Raw genomic sequence first — 15,100 nt, 5'->3', positions numbered from 1 at the left:
AAAATGAGGAGAATCCTCTTGATAGCATTGATTGTATCATACTTGACGAAATGACGCATTGCGTTATAATGAATATGACGCATTGCGTTATTCCGAAATGGAGGTGAATCATGTCTGAGGAAAAGAAATCTCGCGGCACTCTGTATGATGTTACCCGCACCATTCTGCTGGCAGCGGTAGGCGCGGCTTCACTGGCGCAGGATGAACTCACCCACTTTGTAGATCGCCTGGTAGAGCGCGGAGAAATGGCAGAATCCGATGCCCGGAAACTGGTCAAAGAGGTGATGGATCGGCGAGAGCGCCTGGAGAGGGAACGCAAACAGCAAATGGAAAAACAGGCCGCAGGCGAGGGAGTGACCAAAGCCGATATTGAAGCCCTGACTGCGCGTATTGCTGAATTGAGCCGTCAAATCGAAGAACTGAAAAAAGCGCAGGGCGGTTCGTAAATGTCCATTATTAAACGTTACAGCAATCGCAAACTCTACGACAGTGCCAACCGCTGCTATGTTACCCTCGAACAGATCGCCCACATGGTGCGATCGGGCGAAGACGTTCAGGTGATTGATCACGATAGCGGGCGGGATATCACTTCGCTGGTATTCATGCAAATCCTGCTGGAGGAACAGAAGCGGGTAGGGGAATTATTTCCCCAGGTGGTCTTACTGCGTCTGTTACGTTCCGGGGAAGAAACCCTGGATTCGTTACGCGAGCGTTTGCTGGCGGCATTTGATCCCGAAGGGTTTCTCAACCTTGCAGTGCGACGTCGCATTCGTCAATGGGTGGAGCAGGGAGAAATGTCTGCCGCCGAAGCGGAAAAATTTTTAACCCGATGGTTTGCTGAACCGTTTCGGGCAGAGCAACCTTCAGAACCTTCGTCTTATTCCCCTGGCGAAAGGCTGGATCAGTTACGGGAACAATTGCGCCAACTGGAAGAGGAACTTCAGCGTTTGCAACATTCCTCACAGAAGTTGTAAAGAAAAATCTTTACCTCCGTGAGGCAATTTCGCGGCGAATTTCGTTTAAAAAATGAGGGGTGTTGAGCCTGCGCTCCAGCAGATAGGTGAAATACCCCTCTAACAGGGTTTCCATTTCATTCCGTTCGGATGGCGCTGGATCAGCCCGTTGGGCTGTCTCAAATGGGGAACGCTGCAGGTGGCGCAGGTATTTCAGGGTGTTGAGGCTGACACTTCTCGCAGTGGGAACCTGTGGTGCGCAGCGGGGACAGATCACGCCCCCTTCCTGAAAATCAAAGAATTGATTCTCCGGTTGAATTTCTTTTCCACAGCGTAAACAGTTGAAGAGTTGGGGACGAAATCCTGTTAAATCCAGCAGTCGCAGGTGATAGTATTGAACGGCAATGAACGGATCCTCCAGGCTGGCAATGCGTGAGAGGGTATTTACCAGCAGTTGAAAGAGGGCAGGGTTTTCCCCGTCGTCTGAGGTGAAGCGGTCCAGCAATTCAATGACCAGAGCGGCGTAAGCGGTGCGTAACAGGTCAGACCGAATTGAGAGAAAGGCGTTCAGCGTTTCTGCCTGCGTGACGATCCAGAAATCCTTCCCCAGCGCCAGCAGGACTTTCACATGGGTGAATGGTTCCAGGTGTCCTGCTTTACGGGAGAGCATCTTGCGTGCGCCTTTCGCCAGCGCACGCACTTTTCCCTGTTCGCGGGTGAACAGCACCAGTACCCGATCGGCTTCTCCCCAGTCGGAATGGCGCAACACTACGGCTTCGGTAGAAAGAGTTCGCGGGGGAGCAGGCATTTTGCCGGAAAAGCAATCAGGACTCGTGTGGAGGCAGTTGTTTGGAGGTAAAGGCTCCGGGTAGTAATTCGTTCACTGTGGTTTCCAGGTGAATGGTACCCTGAGCATCCACCACAATCACCTGAATATCCAGCCCAAACTCCGCCAGCACCTGTCGGCAGGACCCACAGGGGGTTCCGCCGTTCTCGGTCGCCACAACAATGGCAACGAAATGGCGTTCTCCTTCCGATACCGCTTTAAAAACGGCGGTGCGTTCCGCGCATATCGTTGCTGGATAGGCGGCATTTTCCACATTAACCCCATCGTAAATTTTTCCCGACTCAGTTAACAACGCCGCTCCTACCCGATAGTTCGAGTAAGGTACGTAAGCCCAGCGCCGAACCTGAAGCGCGGCTTGAATTAGAGTTTGCTTTTGTTCATCGCTCAGTTTCATGGCTATTTTCTCCGCTTGGGGGATGCTCGTCAGTCAAAGGATGAATGCGGGTTGCCCGCACCGTGCGAATGCGCCTGCCGGTGACCTGCTCCACTTTCAACAGGACATCTTCAATCTGGACGGTTTCCCCTCCCGCAGGCACCTGTCCAATCAGACCATACATCAGCCCTCCGATGGTATCCGCCAGGTCTTTTTCAATCTGCGTTCCCATGATCTCATTAAAATCGTCCAGATCAATGCGCGCCTGAAACAGATATTCATCGTCTGAAAGTTTCTGGTAGGGCTGTTCCTCACTCTGATCGTATTCGTCGCGGATCTCGCCGACAATCTCTTCCACGATATCTTCCAGCGTCACCAGTCCGGCTACGCCGCCGTATTCATCCACCACAATCGCCATATGGATACGGCGTTCCTGCATCTCTTCCAGCAAATCCTTGACGTACTTTGCTTCCGGGACAAAGTAAGCGGGACGTAAAAGATGCCGCAACCTTTCAAGAGTTTGTCCTTCTTCTGATCGCACTTTTAAGAGGTCTTTGGCATACAGCAAACCCACGATATTGTCCACAGTTTCTTCATACACCGGTAAACGCGAATGCCCGGTACGGGTGAGGATTTGAATCACCTCTTCCAGCGAAGCCTGAATTTCCACGGCTGACATATCAATGCGTGGAATCATGATCTCGCGCACCAGTTTATCGCCAAAATGGAAGATGGAATAAATCATTTCCCGCTCGTCCTGATCCAGGCTTCCCTGCGGTTCCCCTTCTTTAACCCATGTACGCAGTTCACTTTCGGTTACCGAGATAAAGCGTTGCTGAAGAGCCTGTGGGGAGCCGAGCAGATGGAGCAGGGGAATGGTCAAGGGGCTGAACAGTCCATCCAGAAAACGGAGAAGGGGGGTGAATCGCATTGCCCATTCCTCAGCGTGTTCCAGCACGCTGCCTTCAATGAGATGTTCCAGGAAAAGCACCACCAGCCCAATCAAAAAGAGTCCTGCCAGCCAGATACCCACCCCTGAGTGCGGGAAGAGATTCTGCATGAGCATCAGCCCGAGGAAGAAAATGAAAAGATGTGACCAGAAGAGCATCACCCGAACGGTGGTGCGCAGACGCGGTTTTTGCAGAACAGCCATGCTGTCGCGCACCTTTTCGGGCTGTTCCTCGCCCATTTCCATTAAAGAAGGCAGGCGGGCATTGACCACGCTTCCCCGCACTGCCGCAAAGAGCAGATCCAGAAGAATGACTCCAACTAGAAAAAGGATTTCCTCAGGAAGCATCATTGCCTTAATGTTCACTCTCTTTCGAGGATTTCTTGAAGGGTCGAGCGGGCACGCCAATCACTGTTTCGTCATCGGGCACGTCATGGGTTACTACCGAGCCAGCGCCAGTGCGGGCGCGCGCTCCAATTCTCACTGGTGCCACCAGCATGGTGTCTGATCCGATAAAGGCATCTTCGCCAATTTCAGTGCGGTGCTTGTTCTTCCCATCGAAGTTGCAGGTGATGGTTCCCGCACCGATGTTGGTGTGCGCGCCAATGACGGCATCGCCAATGTACGAAAAATGCCCCATGTGCACCCCGGGTCCCAGGTAAGAGGCTTTGACCTCGCCAAAATTCCCCATCTTAACCCCTCTGGCAAGATGGGCTTTGGGACGCAGATGGCAGAAGGGACCCATGCGCACATCCTCTTCCAGCAGAGAACTTTCGATGACGGATGCTAAAACTGTGCAGTTGTTACCGATTTGACTGTCCTCAATGATGGTATCCGGTCCCAGCACGCAGTTTTCTCCGACGCTGGTTTTTCCGCGCAGGTAGGTGTTGGGGTAAATGACCGTATCCATACCAATGGTCACATCGGCTTCAATATAAGTAGAATCAGGATCCACAATGGTCACGCCGGCTTCCATCCAGTGGCGGGCGATGCGTTTGCGCAGGACGGCTTCGGCTTCAGCAAGGTGCACGCGGGTATTGATGCCCAAGGCTTCTTCAGAATCCGCCAGGCACACGGCTTGCACTTCCAATCCCTCCGAAACGGCAATCTCTACCAGATCGGTCAGGTAGTATTCCCCCTTGGGAGAGCGCTGAATCTTGCGCAGGGCACCCCACAGCCACTCGTTGCGGATGCAGTACACGCCGGTGTTCAGTTCACGGATGGCACGCTGTTCCGGGGTGGCAACCGCTTCCTCGACGATGGCAGTTACCCGTCCCTCTTCGTCTCGGATGATGCGCCCAAAACCGTGCGGATCTTCCATTTCGACTGTCAGCAGGGAAAGCGGACCGGGATTGTTTTTCTGCACCTCAATCAATGCCCGCAGGGTTTCGGGGCGTAAGAGGGGCATATCCCCATAGGTAATTAACACCAGATCGCTTGCGCCGCGCGCCAGTGCCTCGGCAGACATCACCGCGTGACCGGTGCCCAGTTGTTCTTCCTGTAAGGCGGTGCGCACCGATTCATCCAGCGCGGCGCGCACCTGTTCAGCCTGATGACCAATGACCACAACCGGAGCGACATCGGCAACCTGTTGCACAATCCGCAGGGCATGGTGAATTAACGGGCGTCCCGCCAGCGGGTGCAGTACTTTGGGCAGGCGGGATCGCATGCGCACCCCCTGACCAGCGGCAAGAATAATAGGTAAAACCTTCATGCGTTTTCGTTCTCCATTACCAGAGAGTATTTCACCCTCGCCCGAAGATGCGGTTGGGGAGGGTGCCTCTTCATTAAAATTATAATCCGGTTTTCCAGTAGATTGCTGTCTGGAAAACCGGATGGGTTAAAAAAATGTGCTGGGGCGCCTGGATTCGAACCAAGATCCACAGATCCAAAGTCTGGTGTGCTGCCATTGCACCACGCCCCAATTGCAGGGTTGATTTTACCCGGTTTTTTGGCGATTGGCAATGAAAATGCTTCGATTGATTGAAAAAACTATTGCAGGCGCAATAAAACTTTGCCTTTATCCCACAGTTGTTCCAGCCGGTAATATTCTCGTTGATCGGGAGAAAACAGATGAATCACCACATCCCCCAGGTCTACAACCATCCAGCCGTCATCGGGTAATCCTTCTACCTTGACTTCCAGATGGAACTGCTTGTGTGCGGCTTCAGAGACACTTTCGACCAGACTTTCAATCATGCGGTTGCTGGTGCCGTTGCATAAAATAAAATAATCGGCAAAAACGGCAATTTCATGGATGTCCATCAAGACAATTTGTTCGCCTTTTTTTTCTTCCAGTGCGCGCACCATTGCGCGGGCAACTTCCAGTGCGTCCAGATTTCACCTCGCGTAGCAAAAATTTTGATTGAGTATGATTCTAGCACAATTTGAGAACTTCGTTTTCCTATCGTTTTAAGGGGGCAGTAAAAAGCGGTGTGTACACCGAGCCGCCAGGTTGTAAATCACTGCGGTACAGGCGGATTTCAGTAACCCTCACCACGCCCAATTCTCCCACCTGGGTGTAATACAATGCCTCGGCAATCTGGCGTAATTCCTGGGGTGTGACATTCTGGGCTACCCTTCCCAGAGTAAGATGTGGACTGAACTCGCGCTCCTCCATCGGGTAACCGAGGGCTTCGGTTTCCTGATCTACACAGCGCTGTAACTCGATCAATGCGGGTGGGGCATGCACGCCTACCCAGATCACGCGGGGACGTTGTCTGGAGGGGAATGCGCCCAGCCCGCCCACCGAGAACTGCATGGGCGTGTGTCGCAAGGCTTCCTGACGGAGCATCTGCGTCAGGGTGTTCAGGTTGGTTGGGGAGACATTCCCGAGGAACTTCAGGGTCAGATGAATGTTTTCAGGAGGTACCCACCGCACTGCTCGCGGCGTTTTCTTCTTAAGAGAATTAATGATGTCTCCCAGTTGATGGCGCAGATCTTCAGGCAAATCAATGGCAATGAAAGCGCGAATCGCATTCATGGATCACGGTTCTCTCACGGGCACTTTGACTTCAATGGTTCCGCTTTTCTCAAATTTCAATTTCAGAGTCAATGTGTCACCTGTTTTCAGATCCTTTTTCAGGTTCATCAGCATGATGTGCAATCCGCCTGGTTTCAACTCCACGGTTTGCCCGGCGGGCAGAGGGATTTTTTCCTGCGGCTCCATCTTCATGGTGCCATCATCCATCATCTGGGTCATGTGCAGTTCGGTCATCATTGCCGCATCGCAGGAGGCGCTGACCAGGGCGTCATCTTCTCCGGTGGAGTTCTCGATTTTCAGATAAATGGCGCTGTTTCCACCGGAAATTCCCAGCCGTGCCCAGGGCTCTTTAACCGTCAGGCTGGACTGACGGGAAGAACACGCGCTCAGGAAAAGGAATGTCATCAATAACAATATCGGGATGATTTTTACAGGACGTTGTCCCATCGTGGCAATGACTCCTTTAGCAATTGATCTGTTTTCATTTTAACGAACAAACACACTTCGTCAAGTTTCCTTAAAGATTTGTTCACAGTTTCCTCATCATTGTTTACCATTGTGATTGAGAGGTGATAGTTTTGTCATGATGCCATCCAGTCGAACGTATCATCCGGTTGATCATCTGTTTTCATAAGGTGCTACAACCGATTTCGTGCCAGAAAACCTCCTTTCGCCATTCTTAATCCCGGGTACAATAGGAAAATAGAGTTCTCACACACAGGGAAAAAAGGTTATGCCTTTCAAACGTATCTGGGCGGTGGGTCTGGTTTTACTGGGAATGATGCTCCTTCGAGCATCGCTGACACATGCCAGTCCACCGCAACAATCCTCTACCTCGCTGGTCTTGCTGGCTCCCTCCGGGTGTCCCTCAGGGGGGTGTGCCGCCGGACAGCGCCTGAGTTACCGCCTGAATTTTGAGGTTGGGCAGTATGCGCCTGCCTCCAGCAATCCCAATGTCAAGGTCTGTGTGTATTTGCCTGTCAACTGGCTGGATGCTTCGTCTGTGCAGGTGGACAGCACGGGCGGTTTTACCGGTCTTTCATACACCAACGTCACTTCAGCCGGTTGTGCTGAAGATCCGCTTCCTCCGACCGGTTACTCCCTGGCGGTTGCGGTACAAACGCAGATGAATGCCGGGTATTTTTTCGATACGTTGAATCTCCATTTTCGTATTGCTCGCACGGCTAATGCTCCGGGAAGCGTGTTGATGCGTGTGTTTGAGGACACAACCGGCACGGGCACCTGGGCGCGCACCGGTCAAGCCTTCACCTCCCAGATGAATGTGCTGGCATGGTCGGGTTCGACGGCGTATCTGGCGGGGTCTCCTTCTGCCTGTACTCAATCTCCCTGTTTCCTGAACAGCGCGGGCGATTTTGTGGGCGGATTGGGTACGGGCTTGCGGGATGCCATCGATGCACTGCCTGCCGGCGGGCGTATTGTTGTGCTGGGTACGGTGATGCTCAAAGAGCAAAGTGTAACCCTGAACAAACCCATGACCCTGGAGGGTGGGGCAAACGCTGTCCTGACGGCAGAGGATGGTCTCTGCGCCAGTCCTTTGCTGGAGGTAACTGCCGGAGTAACCCTGCGCGGTTTAACCATCAACGACGGCACCTGTACATCACCTAGCCGTACTTTGATTCTGGTGAACACCACCGATGCGGTCTTGATTGAGAGCAATGATTTACTGAATGGAGCAGACGCTATTTCAGTAGCAAATGTGGGCGTTTCTCTTACCGTGCGTTACAACCACATCACTGGTAACAGCGGGTACGCACTTTACTGGGGGAGCGCCAGTTCAGCGCCGCTTTTGCTGGTGGCAAACAACCTTCATCAGAACCGAAGTGGTTCAGCGGTAGAATGCGCGGCAGGCGCTTCAGCGCCGGTTGCCAGCCGCCTTGCCAATCACAATTACTGGGGCGATGGCGTGATACCGTCTGCCAGTGAGACGCACTGCACGCTGGATCCTGCCCGCCGCCTGGGCGCGCCGATTGCCCGGAACAGCACTTCGGCAGGAGTACGGGCTACCCGCCTGACGGTGACAGCCTCAAAAACCTACCTTTTCGATAATCAAATTGCACTTCAGCGTTCCTCCGATGGCAGTGATGTGGATGTGTACGTGGTCAACCACGGTGCGGATGTTCCTTCCAGCATTCCATCCTTCTCTTTCAGTACAGGCAGTCCCAACCCTTGCGGGTATGCTTTTGATGTCTTCCTTGCGGAGAACACTGCGCCCTCCGGTACTCTGGAATTGTCCTTCAAGTACAACCGCTCTGCGGCGTGTATTGCGGTGATTGAATCCACACAGTACTGTGAACTGTCCTCAAATGCCAGCAAATTCCCCCTCTGGTGGCTGGATCCATCTGGCGTGTTGACCGCCGGATGGGATACCACCGGGCAAAACCCCGCAGGAAGCGGTGCAGGCGGTGTCAGTGGGCAGTCCACTACCTGCGATATGGAGCAGGATGAAATCCGTGTTGCCATAGATACCAGTGGAAAACCCTCATTTACCGAACTGGGATTTACGCCATTCATGGTGGGTCTGCCCATTCCCGCCACCTTCCGCCTGCTGGCAAGCGATCGAACTGTGACGGTGCAGTGGTCCACCACCACCGAAGCCGATATCAGCGGTTTTTATGTCCTGCGTTCCCTGTCTGCCAGCGGTCCATTTGACCCCATTTCCGATTTAATCCCCCGCAGAGGTTCAGCAACGAGCGGCAGTGATTACACCTTTGTGGATGGCGGGCGTACCAATGGCGTGATGAATTATTACCGTATCAAAGTGATGCGACCGGATGGCGGGTATGTGTACTCAGACATCCTTTCGATTGTTCCAAATACGCCTACGCCCACCTTTACTCCTACCCGTACCCGCACCTGGACGCCTGTTCCCACGTTTACTGCCACATTCCGCCCGTTCCCGTCTCCCACCCGCGCCGCCACCACTCGACCGGTAAACACCCCCACGCGCGTTCTCTCGCTCACCCCTACCCGCACCGCTACCCCGGGCACAGGCACTGCGCGCACACCTACCCGCACCCTGACTCTGACTGCAGGTACCCCCGGAGCGCCTACGCCTACCGTTGAAGGGTATTTACCGCCCGATCAGGGCACTGTGCTTCCTACTCCAGAGGGCGGATATCTTCCCCCTGAACAATCTACTCCTCTATTCCCGGAAGAAACGGGTGAGGCGACTGCAACCACCACGGGGGAAATCACCGGTACACCGTCTTCTGTTCAACCGGAGAATTCTGCCACACCTTCTCCGACATCCTCGCAGGAATCTTCTTTGCCAGAGCAAAATGCATCCGACTGGATCAGTCTGGTGCTGGGACTGCTCTTTGGCGGAGGGGTGGGGCTGGGCTTTTTGTGGTATTTGTTCTTGCGGAAAGACAACCGGAATGATTCAGAACCATGACCGCGATTGATGAAATTAAATCCCGCATTGACATTGTTGATTTAGTCAGCGAAACGGTGCAGTTGCGCCGCGCCGGAAAGAACTATACGGGTTTTTGTCCATTCCACCCCAATACGCGTACGCCTTCCTTCGTTGTTTTTCCAGAAACAGGAACCTGGCGCTGTTTCGGAGCCTGTAACGAAGGCGGAGATATTTTCCGCTTTGTGATGAAGAAAGAAGGCTGGGACTTTCCTCAAGCCTTGCAGTTCCTGGCAGAAAAAGCGGGGGTAAAACTGGAAGCCATCACCCCGCAGAAAGAAGAAGAGCGGGAGGAGTACGAACGCCTGCGCGCTTTGCTGGAAGAAGCGGTCACGTTTTATCGCTTCCATTTACTGGAAACTCCCACGGGAAAACCGGCTTTGAATTATCTTTTTCAGCGAGGCTTATCCCGGGCAACCATCGAAGCCTTTGGGTTGGGCTATGCTCCTGAAGGATGGGATCATGCCCTTAAGTACTTCACTGCAAAACAGTATTCCATCGAGGATCTCCGCCAGGCGGGATTGCTCAGCGAATCGGAAGAGGGACGTGTGTTTGACCGATTCCGTCATCGCATCATGATCCCGATCCGTGATGTCAATGGCAGGATGACCGGCTTTGGTGCGCGCATTCTCAACCCGCAGGATTTACCCAAGTTCCTCAACTCTCCGCAAACGCCACTGTTTGATAAGGGGAAACTGCTCTATGGGCTGGATAGGGCGCGGAAAGCCATCCGTCAGATGGATCAGGCAGTCATTGTCGAGGGGTATCTGGACGTGATTGCACTCCATCAGGCGGGATTTGAAAACGCTGTTTCGCCCATGGGTACGGCTTTGACGGAGGACCAACTGCGCCTGCTCAAGCGTTTTACCCGCCGTATTGTGCTGGCGCTTGATCCCGATACTGCCGGGCAGAAAGCCACTCTGCGCGGGCTGGAGGTTGCCCGCCAGGCAATGGATCAGTCCACCGAAGTGGTTTTTGATGCCCGTGGTTTATTGCGCCACGAAGCCCGTCTGCAGGCCGATTTGCGCGTGGCAACTTTGCCGGAAGGTAAAGACCCCGATGATCTGGTATTAAGCGACCCGGAGGCATGGAAAAACCTGATTGCCAGTGCCCGTCCGGTGGTGATTCACGTTATGGAAACGCTGGCGGCAGGGCAAAATCTGGATGATCCCAAGGTCAAAAGCCAGATTGCCGCTCAGGTGCTTCCTCTCATTGAGGATGTCGCCAGTCCCATTGAGCGGGAAGATTACCGTCAGCGCCTGGCTCGTCTCTTGCGTGTAGATGAGCGAGCCTTTGCTGGCCTCAGCATGACCAGGACGGAGCGTGCTTCCACCCGCAGACGCGCGGAGGCTCGTCCATCTGCCAGCCAGCCGCCCACAATGGCTCCGGTGCCTCCGATGCGCGCTCTGGAAGAACAAATTTTGCGTCTATTGTTGCATTTTCTCGACCTGCTTCCGGATCTGGATCGATTCCTCCAGCAAAATCGGCTGGCGCCTTTTAGAATCATGGATTTTGAGCAAGCCGAGCATCAGCAACTGGCACGATTGATTCTGGATGCACTGAATCAGGATGAGTACGAAGTGGATGAGTACATCCGGCAGTTCGTCCCCGAACCCCTTCAGGAAAAACTGAATGAATACCTGAAGCCCCTGGGGGAGAAGGAAATTTCCTCGCAGGAAGCCTTTGAACAACTGGTGCGCACCCTCCTGCGCCTGCGCGAATTGCACGTTCGAGAAACAATGGATCAAATTCGATTTCTTGCCGCCGAAGGTCAAGCGGATGGGGAATTGCAGTCGGGCTTGCTGGAGAGTATGAATCAATCTACCGAGATTCTCCGCTACATCCACCAGGCTCAAAGACAACCGATGATTTTGCCCTGAAATCCATTGACCTTTTCCCAATTGAGGCGTTTCCGCTTATAATCGTGCACATGCGCTTGCGCTTGTGGATGGTTACTGTTTTATTCATATTGGGGATTTCCTTTTTGACCTCTCCTGTGTATGCGGAGGGATTCCAGCAAGGGATTGTCACCGCTACCCCACAGCCGGATGGCTCAATTGTCCATATCGTACAGGAAGGCGAGACCCTGGCCACCCTTGCAGAAGTCTACGGGGTCAGTATGGCGGAGATTCGCGCACTGAACGGTTTAGCCCCAACGGCAAACCTGATTTTCCCTGGACAGCGCCTCATCATCCGTTTAGCGCCAACAGCGACGGTAACCCCTACCATTACCCCCACTGTTCCCCGTCCAACGCGTACCCCTACACCTGTCACCCCGACACGCACGCTTTCTCCTACCAGGACACCAATGCCCACGCTGACACCAACCGCCACGCCTCATCCTGTTTTGCAGGCGGTAAATGGCTTTGTGGAAACCAACCGTCGTCCTTTACTGGTTGGGATGGTGGTGGTGTGCGCCGTCGGGTTGATCTGGACACTCTGGGCGGGATTTATTCGTCGCGTAAACTGATAACAACTTCCAGAGTTTCCCCTCTGGTATAATCCGGATGCAATTTTTTGTTGTGGAGCAGGCATGGATCGAACGCTGACTTTTCAAGAAATTATTCTCAAACTTCAGGATTACTGGTCCAGGAAGGGTTGTCTTATCTGGCAACCCTACAATCAGCAGGTTGGCGCAGGCACCATGAATCCAGCCACCTACTTAAGGGTGCTGGGTCCGGAACCCTGGAATGTGGCATATGTGGAACCGTCGGTTCGTCCCGATGACGGACGCTATGGCGAAAATCCCAACCGTCTTAACCAGCATTACCAGTTTCAGGTTATTCTCAAACCCGATCCGGGTAATCCTCAGGAACTGTACCTCGAATCGTTGATGGCGCTGGGTATCAATCCGCGCGAACACGATATCCGCTTTGTCGAGGATAACTGGGAGTCGCCAGCACTGGGTGCGTGGGGACTGGGTTGGGAAGTCTGGCTGGACGGTCAGGAAATTACTCAGTTCACCTACTTCCAGCAGGCGGGCGGTTTTGTCCTCGAGCCGGTATCGGTAGAGATTACTTACGGGTTGGAACGGATTGCCATGGCGCTCCAGCGGGTCCGTCATTTCCGCGATATTCAGTGGAGCCCCAGCCGCACGTATGGCGATGTCAACCTTCAGGGAGAGTACGAACACAGCAAATATTCTTTTGAGGTTGCCAACGTAGATCGTCTCTGGCAAATGTACAATCTCTACGAAGCCGAAGCCAATGCTGCGCTCGAGCAAGGGTTGGTGTTGCCTGCTCATGATTATGTGCTGAAGTGTTCCCACACCTTTAACGTCCTGGATACCCGGGGCGCAGTCGGGGTGACCGAACGGCAGGCGCTCTTTGGGCGCATGCGTGACCTCGCCCGCCGAATCGCCGTTGCCTACGTGGAACAGCGCGAACGTCTGGGGTTCCCGTGGCTCAAAGAAGACACAACGCCTCAGGCAGAATCTGCCCCGGCGGTACAGACCGGCGGGGTTAGCCAGCCGGAACTGTTCCTTCTGGAGATTGGCACCGAGGAACTTCCTGCCGCCGATTTGCAGACCGCGCTGGAGCAGTTACGGGAGAAAGTGCCGGCTCTGCTGGAGGAACTGCGCCTGAGCCATGGCGATGTGCGCGTTTGGGGAACACCCCGCCGGCTGGCAGTGCTGGTAGAAGATTTATCTCCGGCTCAACCTGACCGCACAACCGTGGTAAAAGGACCGCCTGCTGCCCGTGCCTTTGATGCTCAGGGCCAACCCACCAAAGCCGCTGAGGGATTTGCCCGTAGTCGCGGTCTGGATGTGTCTGCCCTCAAAATCCAGGAAATGGACGGCGGACAATATGTGGTGGCTGAGGTGTTTGAGAAGGGGCGTTCCGCCGTGGATGTGCTCGGCGAAGCCCTGCCCGGTTTGATTGCCTCCCTGCGCTTTGAAAAAACCATGCGCTGGAATGCCAGTCAGGTGGCGTTCTCCCGCCCTATCCGCTGGCTGGTGGCATTGTTAGGGGATACGCTGGTGCCGTTCGAGTATGCCGGATTGCGCGCTGATCGTATCACCCGCGGATTGCGTTTTTACCAGCCCGAAACCTTTACCCTGAAATCCGCCTCGGATTATCAAAGTGCCTTGCGGTCTCAGGGTATTCTCCTTGACCCGGAAGAGCGCCGCGCCTCAATTGCCGGGCAGGTTCAGCGTTTGATGACCGAAGTGGGTGGCTTGCCACAACTGGATGAAGGTTTGCTCGATGAGGTGACCCAACTGGTCGAAGCCCCCACCGCGCTTCGGGGTAATTTTGATCCTGAATACCTCAAACTGCCCGTGGAGGTTTTGATTTCGGTGATGAAGAAGCACCAGCGCTATTTCCCGGTGTATGCTCCTCAGGGCGGGCTGTTGCCTTACTTTATTGCCGTGCGCAATGGAGATGATCAGCATCTGGATGTCGTCGCCGATGGCAATGCGCAGGTGATTGGGGCGCGCTTTGCCGATGCTTCTTTCTTCATTCAGGAAGACTTAAAGTACACTCTGGAAGAACGTCTACCGCGTTTGGGCACTTTAACCTTCCAGTATAAACTGGGTTCGATGCTCGACAAATCTCGCCGGGTTGAAGCGCTTGTAGACAAACTGGCACCGTTCTTCGGGTTAAACTCAACGGACCTGGCTACTGCCCGCCGTGCTGCATATTTGCTCAAAGCCGATCTGGTCACCCACATGGTGATTGAGATGACCTCCCTGCAGGGGATTATGGGACGGTATTACGCCGAACATTCCGGCGAACCCAAAGGTGTTGCCGATGCCATCTTTGAGCATTATCTGCCCCGCTATGCGGGGGATGCTCTCCCCGAAACCCTGCCGGGCATTTTGTTGAGCGTAGCCGACCGGCTGGATACTCTTTCCGGGTTATTTGCCGCCGGACTGGCTCCCAGCGGCACCAAAGATCCTTTTGCGCAACGTCGTGCCGCATTGGGTCTGGTTCAGGTGTTGATTGGACGTCAGATTCCTTTCGATCTTCGCCATGGGCTGGTGCTGGCTGCGCAGGGATTGCCCATTCAGGCTACTGAAGAAAGCCAGAATGCCTGCCTGGAATTTATCTATGGGCGTTTGCGCACCCATCTCATTGAAGATTACGGCTTCCGGTATGATGTGGTGGATGCGGTCATGGCGGAACAAGCCCACAATCCGTATGGAGCCTTCCGAGCCGCTCAGGCATTGACAGCCTGGGTACAGCGTCAAGACTGGAATGTCATTCTTCCGGCTTATGCCCGTTGTGTGCGCATCACCCGGGATCAGAAAGAACAGGTTCCGGTTCGCCCCGAGCGGTTTGTTGAGGTAGAGGAGCGGGCGCTTTACGATGCCCTGTTGCAAGCCGAAGCCGCCCCCCGGCAGTCAGGCTCGGTGGATGATTTCTTCGCCGCTTTCCTGCCGATGATCCCCGCCATCAATCGTTTCTTCGATACCGTGCTGGTTATGGCGGAGGATGCCGATTTGCGTGCCAACCGTCTGGGATTGCTTCAGCGCATTGCTGCACTTGCCTGTGGGGTGGCAGATTTTTCCAAACTGGAAGGGTTCTAAATCCGGGTTTACGGGAAATGAAGGGGCTGGGA

General features: G+C 54.1%; 13 protein-coding genes and 1 tRNA gene. 6 read left to right on the top strand and 8 right to left on the bottom strand.

Annotated elements, in window-relative coordinates:
- The first annotated feature begins 110 nt into the window (after positions 1-110).
- Together LHF31_RS00670 and LHF31_RS00665 are read left to right on the top strand one after the other, a co-directional pair.
- Complete coding sequence (locus LHF31_RS00670) at positions 111-446, top strand: phasin family protein (RefSeq protein ID WP_298006398.1); 336 nt, start codon at positions 111-113, stop codon at positions 444-446.
- Entirely contained in the window at positions 447-974 is a 528-nt protein-coding gene (locus tag LHF31_RS00665; protein WP_298006401.1) for a polyhydroxyalkanoate synthesis regulator DNA-binding domain-containing protein, read from the top strand.
- Positions 975-984: 10 nt separating this feature from the next.
- Here the strand turns inward: LHF31_RS00665 and recO are convergent, their stop codons facing one another.
- From recO to LHF31_RS00625, 8 genes are all read right to left on the bottom strand, one after another.
- On the bottom strand, positions 985-1,761 hold the full coding sequence (recO, locus tag LHF31_RS00660) for a DNA repair protein RecO (protein WP_298006403.1): 777 nt from the start codon (positions 1,759-1,761) through the stop codon (positions 985-987).
- Between the two features lie 16 nt (positions 1,762-1,777).
- Positions 1,778-2,194: a cytidine deaminase gene (cdd, locus tag LHF31_RS00655; RefSeq protein WP_298006406.1), complete on the bottom strand. Its 417-nt coding sequence runs from the start codon at positions 2,192-2,194 to the stop codon at positions 1,778-1,780.
- Positions 2,178-3,473: a hemolysin family protein gene (locus tag LHF31_RS00650; protein ID WP_303773153.1), complete on the bottom strand. Its 1,296-nt coding sequence runs from the start codon at positions 3,471-3,473 to the stop codon at positions 2,178-2,180. The genes cdd and LHF31_RS00650 overlap by 17 nt, the downstream gene beginning before the upstream one ends.
- 4 nt (positions 3,474-3,477) lie before the next feature.
- A complete protein-coding gene (gene glmU, locus LHF31_RS00645; protein ID WP_298006412.1) occupies positions 3,478-4,836 on the bottom strand; it encodes a bifunctional UDP-N-acetylglucosamine diphosphorylase/glucosamine-1-phosphate N-acetyltransferase GlmU in 1,359 nt (452 codons plus the stop codon).
- A 139-nt stretch (positions 4,837-4,975) separates the two neighbouring features.
- A tRNA-Gln gene (locus tag LHF31_RS00640) sits at positions 4,976-5,046 on the bottom strand.
- A 68-nt stretch (positions 5,047-5,114) separates the two neighbouring features.
- Complete coding sequence (gene rsfS, locus LHF31_RS00635; protein ID WP_298006415.1) at positions 5,115-5,432, bottom strand: ribosome silencing factor; 318 nt, start codon at positions 5,430-5,432, stop codon at positions 5,115-5,117.
- Between the two features lie 94 nt (positions 5,433-5,526).
- Entirely contained in the window at positions 5,527-6,105 is a 579-nt protein-coding gene (gene thpR / locus LHF31_RS00630) for an RNA 2',3'-cyclic phosphodiesterase (RefSeq protein ID WP_298006417.1), read from the bottom strand.
- Positions 6,106-6,108: 3 nt separating this feature from the next.
- Complete coding sequence (locus tag LHF31_RS00625; RefSeq protein WP_298006420.1) at positions 6,109-6,552, bottom strand: copper chaperone PCu(A)C; 444 nt, start codon at positions 6,550-6,552, stop codon at positions 6,109-6,111.
- A 286-nt stretch (positions 6,553-6,838) separates the two neighbouring features.
- Here LHF31_RS00625 and LHF31_RS00620 point away from each other — a divergent pair, with 286 nt between their 5' ends.
- The 4 genes from LHF31_RS00620 to glyS all read left to right on the top strand — a co-directional run bounded on the left by LHF31_RS00620 (position 6,839) and on the right by glyS (position 15,068).
- On the top strand, positions 6,839-9,520 hold the full coding sequence (locus LHF31_RS00620) for a right-handed parallel beta-helix repeat-containing protein (protein ID WP_298006423.1): 2,682 nt from the start codon (positions 6,839-6,841) through the stop codon (positions 9,518-9,520).
- Positions 9,517-11,418, top strand: coding sequence for a DNA primase (gene dnaG / locus LHF31_RS00615; protein WP_298006426.1), 1,902 nt, complete (start codon positions 9,517-9,519; stop codon positions 11,416-11,418). Before LHF31_RS00620 ends, dnaG begins: the two co-directional genes overlap by 4 nt.
- Positions 11,419-11,522: 104 nt before the next feature.
- Complete coding sequence (locus LHF31_RS00610) at positions 11,523-12,008, top strand: LysM domain-containing protein (protein WP_298006430.1); 486 nt, start codon at positions 11,523-11,525, stop codon at positions 12,006-12,008.
- A 63-nt stretch (positions 12,009-12,071) separates the two neighbouring features.
- On the top strand, positions 12,072-15,068 hold the full coding sequence (gene glyS / locus LHF31_RS00600; RefSeq protein WP_298006433.1) for a glycine--tRNA ligase subunit beta: 2,997 nt from the start codon (positions 12,072-12,074) through the stop codon (positions 15,066-15,068).
- Positions 15,069-15,100: the final 32 nt, after the last annotated feature.

Origin of the sequence: Anaerolinea thermophila (assembly GCF_020723905.1) — a bacterium.
GTDB classification, from domain to species: Bacteria; Chloroflexota; Anaerolineae; order Anaerolineales; family Anaerolineaceae; genus Anaerolinea; species Anaerolinea thermophila_A.
Note: the sequence above shows the minus strand (reverse complement) of the source record. Positions and strands in the feature narration are given on the sequence as shown.